This window comes from Brevibacillus schisleri (genome assembly GCF_055685845.1).
In genome coordinates this window covers 3,497,316-3,514,242 of record NZ_JBVNDM010000001.1, presented here as the reverse complement: position 1 = coordinate 3,514,242, position 16,927 = coordinate 3,497,316, and the positions used below count along the sequence as shown (strand labels likewise).

Below are 16,927 nucleotides of genomic sequence, written 5' to 3'. Positions count from 1 at the left end.
AATGAAAAACTTGAAAATAGCATTTCTATTATCGTTGGTGAGCGCTATCGGTTTTATCGCAGCTATTCCTTATTTGCTGGCAATTGGCGGGGATGCATTAGCCATGGTACCTATCCCGCTGCCGGTGGCAATGACAATTTTTGTCTTGCAGGGAACCATCATGGCGTTTATGTTTTCATGGATTGGATTGACCTTCGCAACCAAGGTTGGGATGGATGCCCCTGTCCTTCGGAAGTGGTTATATAAAACGGGCGGAGAGTCCTTTAACAAAAAGGGAATCATTCAAGCAGTCATCTTTGGATTTGCAGCAACAGGTCTTCTCCTCTTACTGGAATTCGCTGTTTTCCAACCATTACTGCCAATCTTGGCAGAAAAAGCCCAAAACGTAGAAGTATCGGTTTGGGCAGGGATTCTGACATCCATTCAAGGCGGCGTATACGAAGAAGTCATGGTTCGCTTGTTCATGATGACCATGATCGTGTGGATTTGTAGCAAGCTATTCGGACGTAATTCTTCTCCTAAGCCCTGGATGTACTGGACAGGGATCATTGGGGCGGCCCTTATATTTGGGCTTGGTCATCTCCCTGCGGCAAATGTTTATTTTGGTGAGATTACCCCGCTGTTGTTCATTCGCACACTTGCCCTTAACGGGGTGGCAGGAATCTTATTCGGTTACCTCTACTGGAAGCGCGGTCTGGAGTATGCAATGATTGCGCACGCGATAGGGGATATCATCCTTCATGGTTTCATCAAATAAGACCGCTTCCCACACGATTTTGTGAGGGTAGAAAACATACAATTTCTTTACATTTGGAGACGTTATTCAAGAAAGTAGATCAAAAACCCCGTCGGAAGATGGTTTTTGGTCTTCTTTCTGTTTGGTAAAAGAGCGAAACAGAAAACAAATTTTAATTTTTATGGAAATTTATTGAATACGGTAAAAATGAGGGGTAATATAGAGGATGGAATTTATTAGGAATGAGGGGGGCATGCCTTGCGTTTTCTAACGAATTTTTCTCTCAGAAACTCCACAGCTATTATTATTATGAGCCTGCTTATCGTAGTCAGCGGAATTATTGCTGCCATGTCTCTCAAGGTAGAGAACATGCCGGATATCACTTTCCCAGTGCTTCTAGTCAATACTACTTATCCGGATGCATCTCCAGAAGATGTTCTCGATGATGTAACGAAGCCATTGGAACGTGAAGTTGGGCATGTAACAGGCGTTAAGGCAGTGGAGTCTTACTCAAGCAACAATAGTTCCACGCTACAGGTCTACTTGGAGACGGGTTCAGATGTACAAGCAGTCAGGGACGAGCTGGAAAGAAAAATCTCCAGTATTGCGCTTCCCAGCAAAGTAAACAGACCACAAGTAATGATTCAGGGCTTCAGCAATCAACCCGTCTATTATCTGTTTGTGACAGGACAGGATAAGGAGAGTGGACTCGATCATTTTGACAACGACGTAAAAGAAACCGTGCTCAAGGAGTTAGAAGGTATTGAAAGTGTTGATAAAGTATCAACAATAGGCGGGCAATTCAAAGAAATGAAAATCCTGCCAAAGGTCGATGCGCTTAACTACTATGGAATCTCTCCATTGCAGCTGAAACAGCTTTTACTTGACAATCACGTAGCGCTGCCAATCGGTTCGATCACCGAGGATGGGGAAGAGCGCATTATTCGCGTGGTAAGCCGTTACCTTAATGTGGATGATATTCGAAACACGAAGATTTTCCTCCCAAGTGACCCCACAAATGGGCTTACCTACGTCAGGCTTGGCGATATCGCTGAGGTCAACTTTGATGAAGTCGTTAATTCGATCAGCCGCTATAACGGCAAGAATGGAATTAACATCAATATTTACAAAACACGTGACGCCAATGCGGTAGAAACCGGTGATGCGATTAACGCAAAATTATCCCGTTTGAAAGAAGAGTACCCGGACTTAACCTTTACCACGATTTATGACACTTCTGTCGACATCAAGAATTCGATTAACGGCATGCTCAAGGAAGGCTTGCTTGGAGCTATTATGGCTTCTGTAGTCATTTTGTTCTTTTTGCGTCATGTAAAAGCAACCCTCATCGTCCTAGTCTCTATCCCGACATCCATCCTAGTAAGTCTGATTTTCATGTCCTGGATGGGGATTACTCTCAATATGATCACACTATTTGGGATGGCAGTGGCTGTAGGACGAGTTGTGGATGACAGTATCGTCGTTATCGAGAATATTTTCCGCCATTTGCAATTGAACAAAGAACGCAAGGAAAACCTGATTCAAATTGCCACCCACGAAATGCTACATGCCATTACCTCATCGACTTTTACGACAACCGCCGTATTTTTACCTATTGTGTTTGTTGGAGGGATGATCGGAGAAGTATTCCGCCCATTTGCTCTAACGGTTGTATGTTCGCTGTTTGCCTCACTATTAGTAGCCGTGACGATTGTTCCACTGTTAGCCAAGTTGATGATCTTAAAAGACCACAACATCAAGGAATATGAACATGGGAAAGGGTCTGACGCGTACAGGAAGTTATTAAAATGGTCACTCAACCGCAAGCCCGCTGTCGGATTTCTGTCACTCGTTCTATTTGTCGCAAGTCTGGCGCTTCTCCCGTATATGAAATACGGATTGTTCCCCGATCCGGAAGCGAAGTACATATTCGCACAAGTAACAATGCCAAAAGGTACACAACTAGATGGACTCGATCAAACGGTTGCCCAGGTCGAAAGTAAATTGATGGAGCAGCCTGAAGTAGAGTACATAGAGATCAATCTTGGCTCTGAAAATGAAGCAGAAATCCGTCAATCGAATCAGGCCCTACTGCTAATCAAAATAGGGCAAGATGTGAATCTCGACCAAACCATCAAGAAATTTGAGGGAATCGTCAAACCGATGATTCCGCTAGGATCTGAAATGGCCTTGACGAAACCTGGTAGCAGCGATACCAACAAGTTCAAGGTGATCCTGTATGGACCAGATCTGGTTCGCTTGAAAGAGGCAAGCGAAATTGTCAAATCAAACTTGAAGGTAAGTCCCCTGTTGACCAACGTGAAGGACAATCTGAACGATTTCAAAAATGAAGTTGTCATCAAAGTCGATAGAGACAAAGCCTCGGAACTGGGAGTTTCCCCTGTACAGGTGGCTCAAGAGGTCAACCTCCTGGTCTCGGATACCCGAATTGGCAAGATCAAAGTCGACGACAAAGACTATAGTCTCTTCTTTGGTCTCGGTGAAAACCATGCGAAATCGCTAGAGGAACTGAACAATATCTACATCCAAACGCCAAGCAAGCAACAGGTTCGTTTGGTGGACTTTGCCGAGATTGATCAAGAAAAAGTTCAATCACAAATCATGCGCAAGGACGAAAAACAATTCGTACAAATTACAGCAGATATCACGAGTGACAACAAAGGAGGAGCGAGTAATTTCCTGTTTGCGATGTTGCAAGCGGAAAAATTGCCCGCCGGAGTTACACTGTCATCTGAAGGCGTCTCAAGCGACATGGAAAAAAGCTTTAAAGATATGCTTTTAGCCATTGGTGCAGCGATTTTTATCGTCTACATCGTCATGCTCATCACGTTTGGTAATGCTACAGCTCCGCTCGCGATTCTACTGTCCTTGCCACTTGCTGTGATCGGCGGATTATTTGGCCTGTTCATTTCGGATACCGTTCTCGATATAACGGCACTTATCGGCTTTTTGATGCTGGTCGGAATCGTTGTTACGAATGCAATCGTGTACGTGGACAATATTCAGCAGCGAAGACTGGAAGGGACTTCTATGCGAGAGGCAGTTGTTGAAGCTGGCGTTACCCGCGTACGCCCCATTATTATGACGGCTGTCGCGACAGTCAGCGCACTCTTGCCACTTTACCTTGGCTTTTCGGAAGGAGCCTTGATGACCAAAAGCTTAGCGATTGTGGTCATTGGCGGACTCGTTACTTCGACGATCCTGACCTTATTCGTGGTTCCTATCGGGTATGAATTACTGTATCGGATCAAAAAAGAGTTTTTTGCCCCTGATACCAAAGAAGCGGAGATCGAGCCAAGTGAGGATATGTTTATTTCCGTGCTGAGAAGTTTACGCGATATGAAAAAGTCTGGGTAAGGCAGAGGGAGGAGTTTACGAAAAATGAAGAAGACGAAGCTAATCAGCTCAGGCGTGGCATGTCTTTTAGGCTTGACCATCATCACAGGATGCAGTTCACAATCCGTAGACAATACCAATTCGAAAGAAGGAAGAACATCAAACGAAAGCCAGTCCAGTCCTGAGGTTGAAACCATTAAAGTGGAGAATTCCGTTGATGTTCAAGTAGAGGAAGTCATAGAAGGAGAACTCAAAGACTCCGGTAGATTGCTGGCGGAGGTATTCGCTAACACGGATGTGAGTATTTACGGCAAAACTACCGGAACCGTCTCGCAAATCCTGGTGAAAAAAGGGGACACCGTAAAAAAAGGACAAGTCATCGGAAAGCTGGATCAAACCGAAGCGCAATTGAAACTGCGCCAAGCGGAGGCGGCATTAGCAGTCGCCAAGGCAAATCTAGAGTATTCCAACAAAATGGGGACGTCTGGCGAATTGGCAAACAGCCAACTGAAGCAGGCGGAGCAAACCTTTGCGAGTGTCAAGCGAACGATGGAACAAGGCTTGACGCTGGCGCAGGCAAATTACAACCGCTCGAAAAAGCTGTTTGAAGAGAAAGCTTTGTCCAAAGGTGAGCTTGAGAATGCAGAAAACGCATATCTGCAAGCAAAAAACCAGTATCAAAGCCAGCTGGACCAGGCGCAAACTGCTTTACTTAATGCCAGGTCGCAAGTGAATACAGCCGATAAAAATGGACGAGTCACGCAAGCAAGTGTGCAACAGGGACAGGTTGAAGTAGACATTTCCAGGAATGCGTTGGAAAACACGCTGATCAAATCAACAATTGACGGCATTGTCACCGATATCCAAGTCCAAGAAGGCGATACGATTAATCCGCAAAAGCCTGTTGCAACCGTCATTAACCTTGACCCGATGATTGTGAAGGTGAACGTATCCGAAAAATCGTTGGCAAGCTTCCAAAAAGGAACACAACTAAATTTGCAGGTTCCCTCTCAAAATATCAAGGTCAAGGGCAGTATTACCTACGTGGGACTAAAGGCTGCTGACCAATCTAAGCTTTTCCCGGTGGAAATAGAAGTGCCAAATCCAAAAGGTACGCTACTTCCCGGAATGAAGGCAGAAGTCTCTTCAAGCCACGGACAAGCAGGGATTCTCATACCGACAGATGCCATCCTTGAGCGAAATGGGAAATCAGTAGCCTACGTTGTGAATGGCGAGAGAGTAGCTGAGAAGGAAATCTCGATTGCTTCGAAAGGAACGGAGAAGACGCTTATCGGTTCCGGAGTGAAACCAGGAGACAAGGTAGTGATCAAGGGACAATCCCAATTAAAAGATCAGGCAAAAATTCGCATTGTTCCCTAAGGAATAACGAGGAGGATACCTATGCAAAAGATGAACGTTTCCCAGAACCGATGGCTACTCTCTGCAAAAATGACAGCAGAGGCAGAAGTGCTATTATTTTGCTTTCACTATGCTGGCGGTCACGCTGGTATTTATCGGGATTGGCAAAAAAAGCTGCCCGTTCAGATTGGCGTTTGTCCTGTGCAGCTTCCCGGCAGAAGTAATCGCTTCTTAGAGCCTTGTTACACGGATTTGTCTGTAATGATTCGTGATTTGGCAGAAGCGCTCCTTCCCTATCTAAATCGACCGTTTGCCTTCTTTGGACATAGCATGGGAACGCTGGTTAGCTTTGAGCTGGCCAGATATTTACGCAAACATTACAACCTTAAACCGCAGCACCTGTTTGCATCGGGATACCATGCCCCGCATCTGCCAGATCCGGGTGAAGCCATCCATCATCTCCCAGATCAAGAGTTTCTGGAGGGCGTACGAACAATGAATGGCACGCCAAAGGAAATTTTTGAGGACAAGGAGATTCTGCATATGCTTCTCCCTACGCTTCGGGCCGATTTCTCGATATGCGAGACGTATCGCTATCAAGATGGGGAGCCGCTGGAGTTTGGAGTGACGGCCATTGGTGGTTGGCAGGACCCGGATTTTTCCGTAACACATCTCGAAGCCTGGAGAGAACATACCAACGCTTCTTTTCAAACGCACATACTGGAAGGCGACCATTTTTTCATCCATTCTCACCAGGACCAAGTCATTTCTATTGTCGGGTCAACTCTTCAAAATTATCTTGCCGGGTATAGGGGGATAGGATGATGACAGGAAAAGCAACGCGAGAGGGGACACAGCGCCTAGCACAGGCCAATCCCCATCTTTTCTATAAGCAATTTGGCAGCTTCGATGTGTGGATCAGTCAGGTTGGATTCGGAACGTACCGGATTGATGAACAGGATGAGCAGTACCAGCAGGCACTCCGCAAAGCGCTGCTCGAAGGAATTAACTTGATTGACACGAGTAGTATGTATACAAATGGCAGCGCGGAGAAAGTCATCGGTCATGTGCTGAAGCAGCTGATCAGTGAAGAAAAAATAAAGCGGGAAGAGCTAGTAATCGTGTCCAAGGCCGGTATCGTCCAAGGCGAAGATTCCGAGGAGACGACGAAGAGGACAGCGGAAGGAAAACCGTATCAAGACTTCACGACGGTGCACGAAGGAATGTCGATATGTATCCACCCAGAGTACCTTCAAGACCAGCTGACACGTAGCCTGCAGCGCTTGCAGGTGGACACGATTGATTGCTACATGCTGCACAATCCAGAGTGGTATTTGCTATGGGCCAAAATGAAGAAGATTAAACAACAGGAAGCGTATGATGAATTATTAGAGCGAATGGAGAAGGCTTTTCGACATCTGGAGAAAGAAGTCGAATCAGGTCGGATTCAATGCTATGGTGTCAGTGCCAATTCGTTTGGCAGCAATGTCAAGGAATTTGATTTTGTTGCGCTAGATACCCTTTGGGACATTGCAGAAAAGATTACACCAAATCACCATTTTCGCGTCATCCAGTTTCCAATGAACATGTACGAATCTGGTGCCATACTGGAAAAAAGTCATGCGCAAGGCAAGAGTGCCTTGTTATTTGCCAAGGAAAAGGGACTTGGTGTCATGACCAACCGGACGTTAGATGTGACAGCGAAGGATAAAATCTTCCGCCTGACGAACATCCAACTGGATCTGAGCTCGGTCATTGATGAAAAAGAAGCTACTCGTCGAATCAAGGATTGTCTGAATCGTGTAGATGATGTAGAGGATCAGATCGTCTATCGCGTCTTGCCATTACTGAAAATGGAGAAAGAAGATGTGAAAGAGCTGAAGAAAAAAATATCATCTGGTGCTACACTCCGCAAATACTGGAAAAAGCTATACTCTGCCACAAATGTGCAAAATGTGAGAAACTTCTTGTTTGAGCCGGTCATTGAAGATATTCGTAATACGATTAAAAAACATGATGGCTTGGACGACCAGACACAGCAATGGCTGGATACCTACAAGGCAGCTCTCATGGAGACAGCTGAAGCCTTGAAGAGCTACTACGCCCCCAAAGACTACCAGCGTTCACTGGATATCTCGAAAGAGCTGACGAGGGTGAAGCCGCATTTAATGACAACAGATAACCTCAGTCAAGCAGCGATTAGAACGATGCGCGCCACTCCAGAGGTACACAGCGTCCTCGTGGGGATGAGACGTGAGCATTATGTAGAGGATGTACTCATAGAATTGAAGAGACCTTTAGATACGATCATGCAAGAAGAAGACTGGCACACGATGACCCAAACCCTTAAAGCAATTATTAGCTAAAAACAATACCCAAATAGTAAAACCACCTTATGGAATCGTGTAACAACAACGATTTCATAAGGTGGTTATTTTTCATACTTTCGGTTATTTCCACTTGCTGATGATATGCTCGCGATCAAACACTTTAATACTTGTCTGGAACAAGATCAGGGCAACCACCGCACAAAGCGTAACCATTCCCAAATAGATTACCGGATTGCTCATCATGGAAAGGAAGATGACCTGACTGACAGCAAGTCCGATGATCGGCAGAACCAGTATGGCACCAAATTGTTGGGCTGCTGCGACGTTGTCAACTTTGGAGGAAACAATGACGCTCATGGATACACTGATGATCGAAATAAATGGGACCAGGAGGAGCATCGCGAGAATAAATACGATGGAAAAATACTCGCTGGCATTGTCAAAGGTTGCAAAGATGAACCCTAGAAAGATTAGCTGGACCACCCAGGTCAGAGCGATGGAAGGCAAGGAGTAAGCTAGGACCTTACCAAGCAAAAACTCCTTGGTGGAAATCGGGGTGACCAGTACGCTTTCCAATGTTCCTGTCATTTTTTCCATGATGATGCTCGTCGTGGCGAATGTTAAGGGGATCATCGCCGGTACGATCAGGAACAAGAGGAAATAGAAGCGGGCAATGGCAATATGACCATCTTCACCTGCCATGTTAAGGAGGGGATTAGTCAATTTCATCAGGTTAAGGATGAACTCCATCTTACCGTTTTGGGCAAATACTGTGGTGATCAGAGCGACAACCAATATAACGAATGGTGCAGCAAGATTCGTAATCAATACGGAGCGTGCTGCGAAAAGCTCCTTCCATTCCCGGATAATAACAAATCCCGGCATCCTAGATCGCCTCCTTTTCTTGGTTCAACAAGCTGAGATAGGAGTCCTCCAGTGACACGGAGATGGGTGCTATGTAATTGACCGTAATATCCGCTGCGACCAGCTTTTTGATCAACTGTGGGTTCGAGTCCTTCGGATTGGCTACCCTCAGGTGGAACTGGTCTTCGGTGCGCTTATACGTCTCTACTTCCTCGGCGGCTTTAATAATCTGTTCCGACTTATGCGTATCCGCTCCTACGTCAAGAAGCACATTGTAGGTGGTCCACTCCTCGCGGAACTTCTGTGGGGTCGTTAAACGAATTACTTCACCCTTAATGATGGCGAACTCATGACATAACTCATCAATTTCTGCCAGGATATGTGAGCAAAAGATGATCGTCTTTCCAGACGCAGCCCACTCGCGAATCAGGTCTTTCAGCTTCCGAGTGCTGACAGGGTCGAGATTGGCTGTGACCTCGTCTAAGAAAAGCACCTCAGGATCGTGTAATATCGCGCAAACAATCGAAAGTTTTTGTTTCATTCCTTTTGACAATCTGCCAGCAGGATCGTTTCTTCTGTCCCACAAATCGAACTGCCGTAGCAAATACTCGATTCGTGAAGCCCGCTTCGCTTTGGGCATCTGATAGCAGGAGGCGAAGAATTCCAGGTTGTCCAACAGAGAAAGCTTGTCATACACCCCGGGAGATTCTGTTACACAACCAATTTTTTTGCGAATCTCTTCTTTATTTTTGCTGATTTGGTGACCGAGGATGGTAACTTCTCCTGACGTAGGCTCAATAAGGCAGGACAGGATTCGAAGGGAAGTTGTTTTTCCAGCTCCATTGGGTCCAAGTAGACCAAAAATTGTACCTTTGGGAATCGAGAGGGAAATGCCATCGAGAACTTTTTTGTCTCCAAATGATTTTTTGAGATCCTTAATGACGATTGCAGGCTCCATAAAAAAATCCCCTTTCCTAAGATTTCTCTGTGACTCCAATTGCGTGTGCAGTACTCATATCGTAACCTTTTTATCCAATTCGGAATATTAAAAGACTGTAAAAGTGATGCATTAATTACAAAACTCGCCAGAAACAACTGGAGATGGAGACACAGAGGCAATTTCATTTCAGAGTGAAATGTCATGTTGACCGAAGAGTAGCGTTGAAAACGGAAGTTGTCAGAAAATGTCAGTTTTTACCAGTGCTAAACTTACCTCCTTTCATCGCTCAAAACTAGCAGAGTAGCGCCTTTTGGCGTTCTTTCCTCTAATTGTTGGGCACAAAAAAATAAAAAAATTTACACACAACTACTTGCAGAAAACCATATTTTTGAGTTATATGTAAAATCATGTAACAAAAAGTAAAAAAGTGGCACAACTTCCATCTAGGATGATTTTCAATCGAAGTCAACTTTTTGTCAACGAAATTATGAGAAATGCTGGTGATGTTTTTTTGAGAATACTATTCCTAACAACATTCATGAGCAAAGAAAACAGGATTGTCCAGTACTTGGAATCAAGAAACCACGAAGTCATCGTGTGGACGAAAAAATGGGACCAACAAACCGAATATTTTGAAGAAGTCGATTACGTTGTCAGTTACGCGTACGGCTATATTCTGGGTAAGGAAATCGTTTCCCATTTCAAAGGGCGCATTCTCAATCTACATACATCCCTCTTGCCCTGGAACAAGGGGAGAGACCCTGTTTTCTGGAGTATTTGGGATGAGACACCAAAAGGGGTTACGCTCCACCTCATAGACGAGAACATCGATACAGGCAATATTCTTGTTCAGGAAGAGATTTCTTTTGATGAAGAAGATACACTGATCGATTGTTACAACAAAGCGAATCAGGTGATTGAAGACCTGTTCATCCGAGAGTGGGAGAACATTGTCAGTGGGCGGATCACACCATTTCCGCAACCATCTGGTGGAACGATTCACTACAAAAAAGACCGAGATTTCTACAAAAACCTGAATATGACCACCATAAAAGAACTGCTGGCCTTAAAGCGTTTTTGTGGGGAACGAACACAAGTGGAGAAGCAGAGCGATAAAACCTATCATCAGTTGTTTGAACGACAAGTCGAAGTGTCACCGGACAGTCTAGCAGTTGTCTATCAAGACCAGTCCCTGACATACAAACAGCTTAATGAGCGAGCCAATCAGCTAGCCCATAACCTTTGTGCCAAAGGAATTAAGCCCGACGATCTTGTGCCGCTCATGATGGACAGATCACTGGATATGCTGGTGAGTATTCTCGCCGTTCTAAAGGCTGGAGCAGCATATCTCCCAATCGATCTGGATTATCCGGATGAACGAATTGCTTATATGTTAAACGACAGTGGTGCACCCGTTTTATTGACACAGACTCCGCTTACAGAGAAGGCGAAAAGCATCTGCGAAGTAGAAGTGATCGATGTGTGTGACCCTGGTAGCTTCAGCGACAGAAGAGAGAATCTACCACATTTCAATCGATCAACAGATCTCGTCTATGTCATGTATACATCGGGATCGACAGGCTTGGCGAAAGGCGTCATGATCGAGCATCGCAACTTGGTAAACTTTTGTGAATGGCATCGCCAGTACTTCGAAGTGAGCTCTGCAGACAAAGCCCTTGTCTATTCCAGTTTTGCATTTGACGGATCTGCCTTAGATATTTTTCCCTATCTGCTCACGGGCGCTTTGTTACACATCGTGCCAACTGCACTGAAGTATGATTTGATTGCCTTGAATGATTATTGTAACCAAGAAGGTATTACGATCAGCTTTTTTCCGACAGGAGCAGCAGAACAGTTCATGCAGATGGATAATCGTTCTTTTCGAGTGATGATCACAGGCGGGGATGTACTAAAAAGGGTTGAACGGCGCGGTGCTTACAAGCTTTACAACTTGTATGGTCCGACAGAATGCACGATTGGTGCTACTACTTTTGAGGTGGACAAGCAATACCAGAGTATTCCGATTGGCAAGCCTATCGCTCATACTTACATCCTCATTTTGGACGAAAAGCTGGCATTGCAGCCGATTGGGGTAGCGGGCGAGGTATTTATCCTCGGTGAAGCGTTGGGACGAGGATATGTGAACCGACCAGATTTGACCGCTGAAAAATACATCATTCATCCGCAGACGGGTGAGCGCATGTACCGCACGGGAGATAGAGCACGCTGGTTGCCTGACGGGAACATCGAGTTTTTGGGCCGCCTCGACAATTTGGTAAAAATTCGCGGATATCGAATCGAGCCAGGAGAAATTGAGCCTTTCCTCATGAATCATCCGAAGGTCGAAATGGCAACCGTTATCGCCAAAGAACGGAAGGATGGCCGCAAATTCTTAGTTAGCTATTATGTTGCTCCTGATGAAATCCCTTTTCACGAGCTGAGGGAATGGCTCGGAAATGATCTTCCTGATTACATGATCCCGACGCACTTTGTTCGCATGGAGACTCTACCGCTCACCACGAATGGAAAGGTAGATAAGCGGGCGCTGCCAGATGTACAGGGAGATGAAGAGCTGCTGAGGGAGTATTATGTCGGGCCTACTGATGAGCTTGAACAACAATTGGCTCACGCGTGGAGCAGCGTGCTAGGAATTTTGCAGGTGGGAATCGACGACCATTTTCTTGAATGCGGTGGGGACTCGATCAAGGCCATGCAGCTCATTTCCCAGTTCAAGAATATCGGTTTCGATTTGAGATATGACCAGCTTTTTAAGCATCCAACGATTCGCCAATTGAAACGTTTGTTCACAGAGCAAGAGCAGACCAACCTACAACCATTGCAGGAGCTGAGCGAACAACAGGAATACGAAACATCCGCGGTGGAGAAACGAATGTACATCATCCAGCAGCAGGATGTCGAGTCGATTGCATACAATGTGACATTCACGGTTGACTTTCCCCATTCCGTAGATGTGGAGCATATCCAGATGGCCTTGCAGGAGCTGGTGATGCGTCACGAAGGATTACGAAGCACGTATCACATGTATCATGACGAAATCGTAAAGCGAATTGTCACGTTCGCCGAACTATCCTTTGTCCGTCAGACGGGTGTAGAAGAGGTCCTGCACAGTCTACTTGCAGAGCACATCAAGCCATTCGATTTGGCAAAGGCGCCATTGCTCCGGGCTGGAATCATTGAAACTCCTGACAAAAAGGTTCTCTGGCTCGACTCCCATCACATCCTCATGGATGGATTATCCAAGTCGATTTTGTTACGGGAATTACAGACTTTACTCGAACGACAGCAGCTTCTCCCTTTACAGAGTACCTATAAGTCGTTTGCGCACTGGCAAAATGAATGGCATGCAAGCGAGGAATACAAACAGCAAGCTGCTTACTGGAAAACCCTTCTTGAGGGCGAGCTTCCTGTTGTCCAGCTTCCTACACGAAAACGTCCACCGCAGCTGACATTTGATGGGGCTACGATCACGTATCGCGCAAACAAAGAACTCACGAGAAAGCTCAAGACCACCGCAACCAAACATGATGGAACCCTCTATATGCTGATGCTCACCATCGTATCTGTCTGGCTATCCAAGATGAATAACGACAGCGAGCAAGTCATACTAGGTACCGTAACAGATGGAAGACAGCATCCAGATACGCGAGAGATACTTGGGATGTTCGTGAATACCTTGCCACTTCTACTCTCAATTGATCATGAAGAAAGCTTCTTACATAACCTCCAACAGGTGAAGCAAGAGCTTTTGTCCGCTTTGCAAAACCAGTACGTTCCCTTTGAAAAAATTCTCGAAGGCTCCGGCGCAAGACGCGACGGGAATCGTCATCCCCTGTTTGATGTGATGTTCATGATGCAAAGCGCATCGGAGACAGGGTTGGAAAATCACACACGTCATATCAATAACAGGATTAGCAAGTTCGACCTGACACTAGAAGCAGTGGAGCGGGAGAACGAGCTGCAGATTGTTTTTGAATACAACACACAGTTGTTTGATGAAAGCATGATCCACCGCATGATTGCGCAGTTTGAACATCTCCTTTTGCAAGCTGTTCACGGCTTGGAGGAGCAAGTTAAAACGTTTGAACTAATGCCCCAAGAGCAACGCCTCGATTTGTTACTAGGGGTAAACGATACATCCAAAACATACCCCAGCAAATTGATCATGCAGTTGTTAGAAGAATGGGCGACTGCTACACCGGACAAGATCGCATTGGTACTCGGCGAACAGTGCATGACGTATCGAGAGCTGAACGAACGAGCAAACCAACTGGCACATACCCTCCGAACAAAAGGGGTGCAACCAGACGATCTGGTGATGCTTATAGCGGAACGATCCTTCGAGATGATAGTGGCCATTTTCGCCGTATTGAAAGCAGGTGGAGCCTATCTGCCGATCGATCCGAACAGTCCGTCTGACCGAATTTCCTACATTTTCACAGACAGTGGGGCCAAGCTGGTGGTAGCACAGTCCCGTTTCGTTGAAAAAGCAAGCTTTACAGCGAATGTTATGGATTTGAATAGCGAGAGTAGCTTTTCCCCAGATACAAGCAATCTACCATTGGTTAACATGCCGGATGACCTCGTGTATGTCATGTACACATCGGGTTCAACCGGGAAGCCAAAAGGCGTGATGATTGAACACGGGGGACTGCTCAATGTACTCCATGCCATGCAGGATGAATATCCACTTACGTGTGAAGATGCAATCCTGCTGAAGACGACCTACATTTTTGATATCTCTGTAGCCGAAATTTTCGGGTGGATTCCTGGGAATGGAAAGTTAGTCATTCTCGAGCCAGAGGCGGAAAAGAACCCCAAAGCAATATGGCAGGCCGTAGTCAAAGACGGGGTCACCCACATCAATTTCGTGCCATCCATGTTGATTCCGTTCGTCGAATATCTGGAGGGGCGAAACGAAGCCAACCGATTGAGGTACATCCTTGCTTGCGGGGAAGCGATGCCGGATGATCTCGTGCCAAAGGTGTATGAAGTACTGCCGGAGGTGAAATTGGAAAACATCTACGGGCCAACAGAAGCGACCATCTATACGTCCCGTTATTCGCTCGCAAAAGACTCACTGGAGAGTCCTGTCCCTATCGGAAAGCCACTGCCCAACTATCGAATGTACATCGTCAATCAGTACGGACAGTTGCAGCCGATAGGCGTTCCAGGCGAACTCTGTATCGCTGGAATAAGCTTGGCGAGAGGATATTTGAATAACGAAGAGCTGACCGCGGAAAAGTTTGTTGCCCATCCATTAGAGGCTGGAAAGCGTATCTATCGCACTGGTGACCTGGCACGTTATCGTGAGGATGGCAACATCGAGTATCTCGGACGGATGGACCATCAGGTGAAAATTCGTGGATACCGCATCGAGTTGGATGAAATTCGAAGCAAACTGATTCAGGAAGAGTCCATTGATGATGCGGTGGTTATGGCCCGAGTGGACCAGAACAATCAGGCATACTTATGCGCCTATCTGCTTTCCGGGAAGGAATGGACAGTCAGTCAATTGCGCGACTTGCTTCGCCGTGATTTGCCAGAATATATGATACCTGCCCACTTCGTTCTCATGAAGGAGTTTCCCCTTACATCCAACGGCAAGCTAGATCGCAAGGCTCTGCCCGAACCGGATGGAAGTGTGAGAAGCGAAGTGGAATATGTAGCACCCCACTCTGAAATGGAAAAGATTCTTGCCGGAATTTGGGGAGAAGTACTTGGCATCGAGAGAGTAGGGATTCAAGACAGCTTTTTCGAGCTTGGTGGGGATTCAATCAAGGGTTTGCAGATCGCGTCTCGTCTGCAACGGATGAATCTCATGATGGCAGTCAATCATCTGTTTAAATATCCAACGATCGAACGAATGGCACCGCTTATCATTTCCGAGAGTATCAATTTCGATCAGGGACTGGTTACAGGGCCTGTCTTACTTACACCGATCCAGCACTACTTCTTTGAACGGATTACATCAAGCAGACAGCACTGGAATCAAGCAATGATGGTTTTCAGCCGAGAGGGCTTTCATAGCGAACTACTGATGGAGTCTCTCCATGCGCTAGTCCTTCATCATGATGCCCTGCGCATGAGCTTTACCGAATCGGATGAGGGAATTGTCCAATTGAATCGGGGCGACGAGAATAATCTGTTTGTATTCCAGGTGTTTGATTTTACAGAAGAGCTGAATGCTCGAAACAAAGTGGAAGAAGAAGCAAACCGTCTGCAAGCCAGTATGAATTTACAAGAGGGACCTCTGGTTCAAGTAGCGCTCTTCAAGACCAGAGTAGGTGACCATCTGCTTTTTGCGATTCACCATCTGGTTGTTGACGGTGTGTCCTGGCGAATCCTTCTGGAAGACTTCCGAATCGCCTATCAGCAAGTAGCCTCAGGTAATCCAATTGCTATAACGGAAAAAACACATTCTTATCAAAAATGGGCGAAAGAGCTGAAAACCTTTGCCGATAGCAAGAAGCTTGTCAATGAACTAGCTTATTGGAAAAAAGTCGAATCCATTCCGTGTCCTCCCTTACCAAAGGATCAGGAGACCATTTATCAGACCGAAATGGAGACGATAACAGCGTCGGTTCGTTTCTCCAAAACGGAGACGGAACAATTACTGCGCCATACAAATCACGCCTACCAAACGGAAACGCAAGAGATCTTGTTGACTGCCTTGGGAATGGCAATGCAGGAATGGACAGGGGCAAACGATGTAAAGGTCTTTTTGGAAGGACATGGACGTGAAGAAATTGTTAAAGGCTTGAATGTATCCCGTACGGTAGGTTGGTTCACTTCCCTTTTCCCTGTCGTGCTGCCTGTAGCCAAATCGGGCCAATTGGGGGAGCAGATCAAGCTGGTCAAAGAAACGATGCGTGCCATTCCTAATAAAGGAATCGGGTATGCCATCCTAAAGCATCTCACAGATTCCGAGCACAAACGAGACATCCATTTCACACGCCAACCCGAGGTTGTGTTCAATTATCTGGGACAGTACGATGCCGATCTGGACAATGAGCTTTTCACATTATCGGATCTACCAGAGGGTAGAGTACTAGGCCCTCATGCCGAGCGCATGCACCCGCTCGATATCTATGCCAAGATTATCGGTGGAGAGCTGGTTATCTATTTGAATTACAATCGCCATGAGTATCACAAAACGACGATAGACAAGCTCATGGGACTCTATCAATTTCATTTGAACGCTATTATTTTTCATTGTATAGAAAAGAAAGATTCTGAGTTAACACCGAGTGATTTCGTGGACAAGAAGCTCTCTCTGGAAGAACTCGACGACATTATGGACTTGATAGGCGATTTGTAAGT

8 protein-coding genes are annotated in these 16,927 nt (G+C 45.9%); 6 read left to right on the top strand and 2 right to left on the bottom strand.

Annotation, left to right across the window (positions count from 1 at the left end; all coding sequences use genetic code 11):
* Position 1 precedes the first annotated feature (1 nt).
* The 5 genes from ACUUHJ_RS16405 (at position 2) to ACUUHJ_RS16385 (ending at position 7,818) form a co-directional block, all read left to right on the top strand.
* Positions 2-757 (top strand): CPBP family intramembrane glutamic endopeptidase, encoded by a 756-nt coding sequence (locus ACUUHJ_RS16405; RefSeq protein ID WP_472299377.1) that lies wholly within the window; start codon positions 2-4, stop codon positions 755-757.
* A 237-nt stretch (positions 758-994) separates the two neighbouring features.
* Positions 995-4,114 carry an efflux RND transporter permease subunit gene (locus ACUUHJ_RS16400; protein ID WP_472299376.1) on the top strand — a complete coding sequence of 1,040 codons (3,120 nt, stop codon included), beginning with the start codon at positions 995-997 and terminating at the stop codon, positions 4,112-4,114.
* A 24-nt stretch (positions 4,115-4,138) separates the two neighbouring features.
* Complete coding sequence (locus ACUUHJ_RS16395; protein WP_289678014.1) at positions 4,139-5,473, top strand: efflux RND transporter periplasmic adaptor subunit; 1,335 nt, start codon at positions 4,139-4,141, stop codon at positions 5,471-5,473.
* A gap of 21 nt (positions 5,474-5,494) precedes the next feature.
* Positions 5,495-6,277 carry a linear gramicidin aldoreductase LgrE gene (gene lgrE / locus ACUUHJ_RS16390; protein ID WP_289678015.1) on the top strand — a complete coding sequence of 261 codons (783 nt, stop codon included), beginning with the start codon at positions 5,495-5,497 and terminating at the stop codon, positions 6,275-6,277.
* Positions 6,274-7,818: an aldo/keto reductase gene (locus tag ACUUHJ_RS16385; protein ID WP_142495885.1), complete on the top strand. Its 1,545-nt coding sequence runs from the start codon at positions 6,274-6,276 to the stop codon at positions 7,816-7,818. Before lgrE ends, ACUUHJ_RS16385 begins: the two co-directional genes overlap by 4 nt.
* An 84-nt stretch (positions 7,819-7,902) precedes the next feature.
* On the opposite strand, the gene ACUUHJ_RS16380 is transcribed toward ACUUHJ_RS16385, so the two are convergent.
* A complete protein-coding gene (locus tag ACUUHJ_RS16380) occupies positions 7,903-8,667 on the bottom strand; it encodes an ABC transporter permease (protein ID WP_015891186.1) in 765 nt (254 codons plus the stop codon).
* A 1-nt stretch (position 8,668) separates the two neighbouring features.
* Entirely contained in the window at positions 8,669-9,604 is a 936-nt protein-coding gene (locus tag ACUUHJ_RS16375) for an ABC transporter ATP-binding protein (RefSeq protein WP_289678016.1), read from the bottom strand.
* A 493-nt stretch (positions 9,605-10,097) separates the two neighbouring features.
* On the opposite strand from ACUUHJ_RS16375, the gene lgrA reads away from it, so the two are divergent.
* The gene (lgrA, locus tag ACUUHJ_RS16370; RefSeq protein WP_472299375.1) at positions 10,098-16,925 is read left to right on the top strand and encodes a linear gramicidin non-ribosomal peptide synthetase LgrA; all 6,828 of its coding nucleotides are present in this window, start codon (positions 10,098-10,100) and stop codon (positions 16,923-16,925) included.
* Positions 16,926-16,927: the final 2 nt, after the last annotated feature.

Excerpts from the sequence above, each read along its gene's own strand:
- ACUUHJ_RS16405 (WP_472299377.1), top strand. The coding sequence starts at position 2 with ATGAAAAACTTGAAAATAGCATTTCTATTATCGTTGGTGAGCGCTATC.
- ACUUHJ_RS16395 (WP_289678014.1), top strand. The coding sequence starts at position 4,139 with ATGAAGAAGACGAAGCTAATCAGCTCAGGCGTGGCATGTCTTTTAGGC.
- lgrE (WP_289678015.1), top strand. The coding sequence starts at position 5,495 with ATGCAAAAGATGAACGTTTCCCAGAACCGATGGCTACTCTCTGCAAAA.
- ACUUHJ_RS16385 (WP_142495885.1), top strand. The coding sequence starts at position 6,274 with ATGATGACAGGAAAAGCAACGCGAGAGGGGACACAGCGCCTAGCACAG.
- ACUUHJ_RS16380 (WP_015891186.1), bottom strand. The coding sequence starts at position 8,667 with ATGCCGGGATTTGTTATTATCCGGGAATGGAAGGAGCTTTTCGCAGCA.
- ACUUHJ_RS16375 (WP_289678016.1), bottom strand. The coding sequence starts at position 9,604 with ATGGAGCCTGCAATCGTCATTAAGGATCTCAAAAAATCATTTGGAGAC.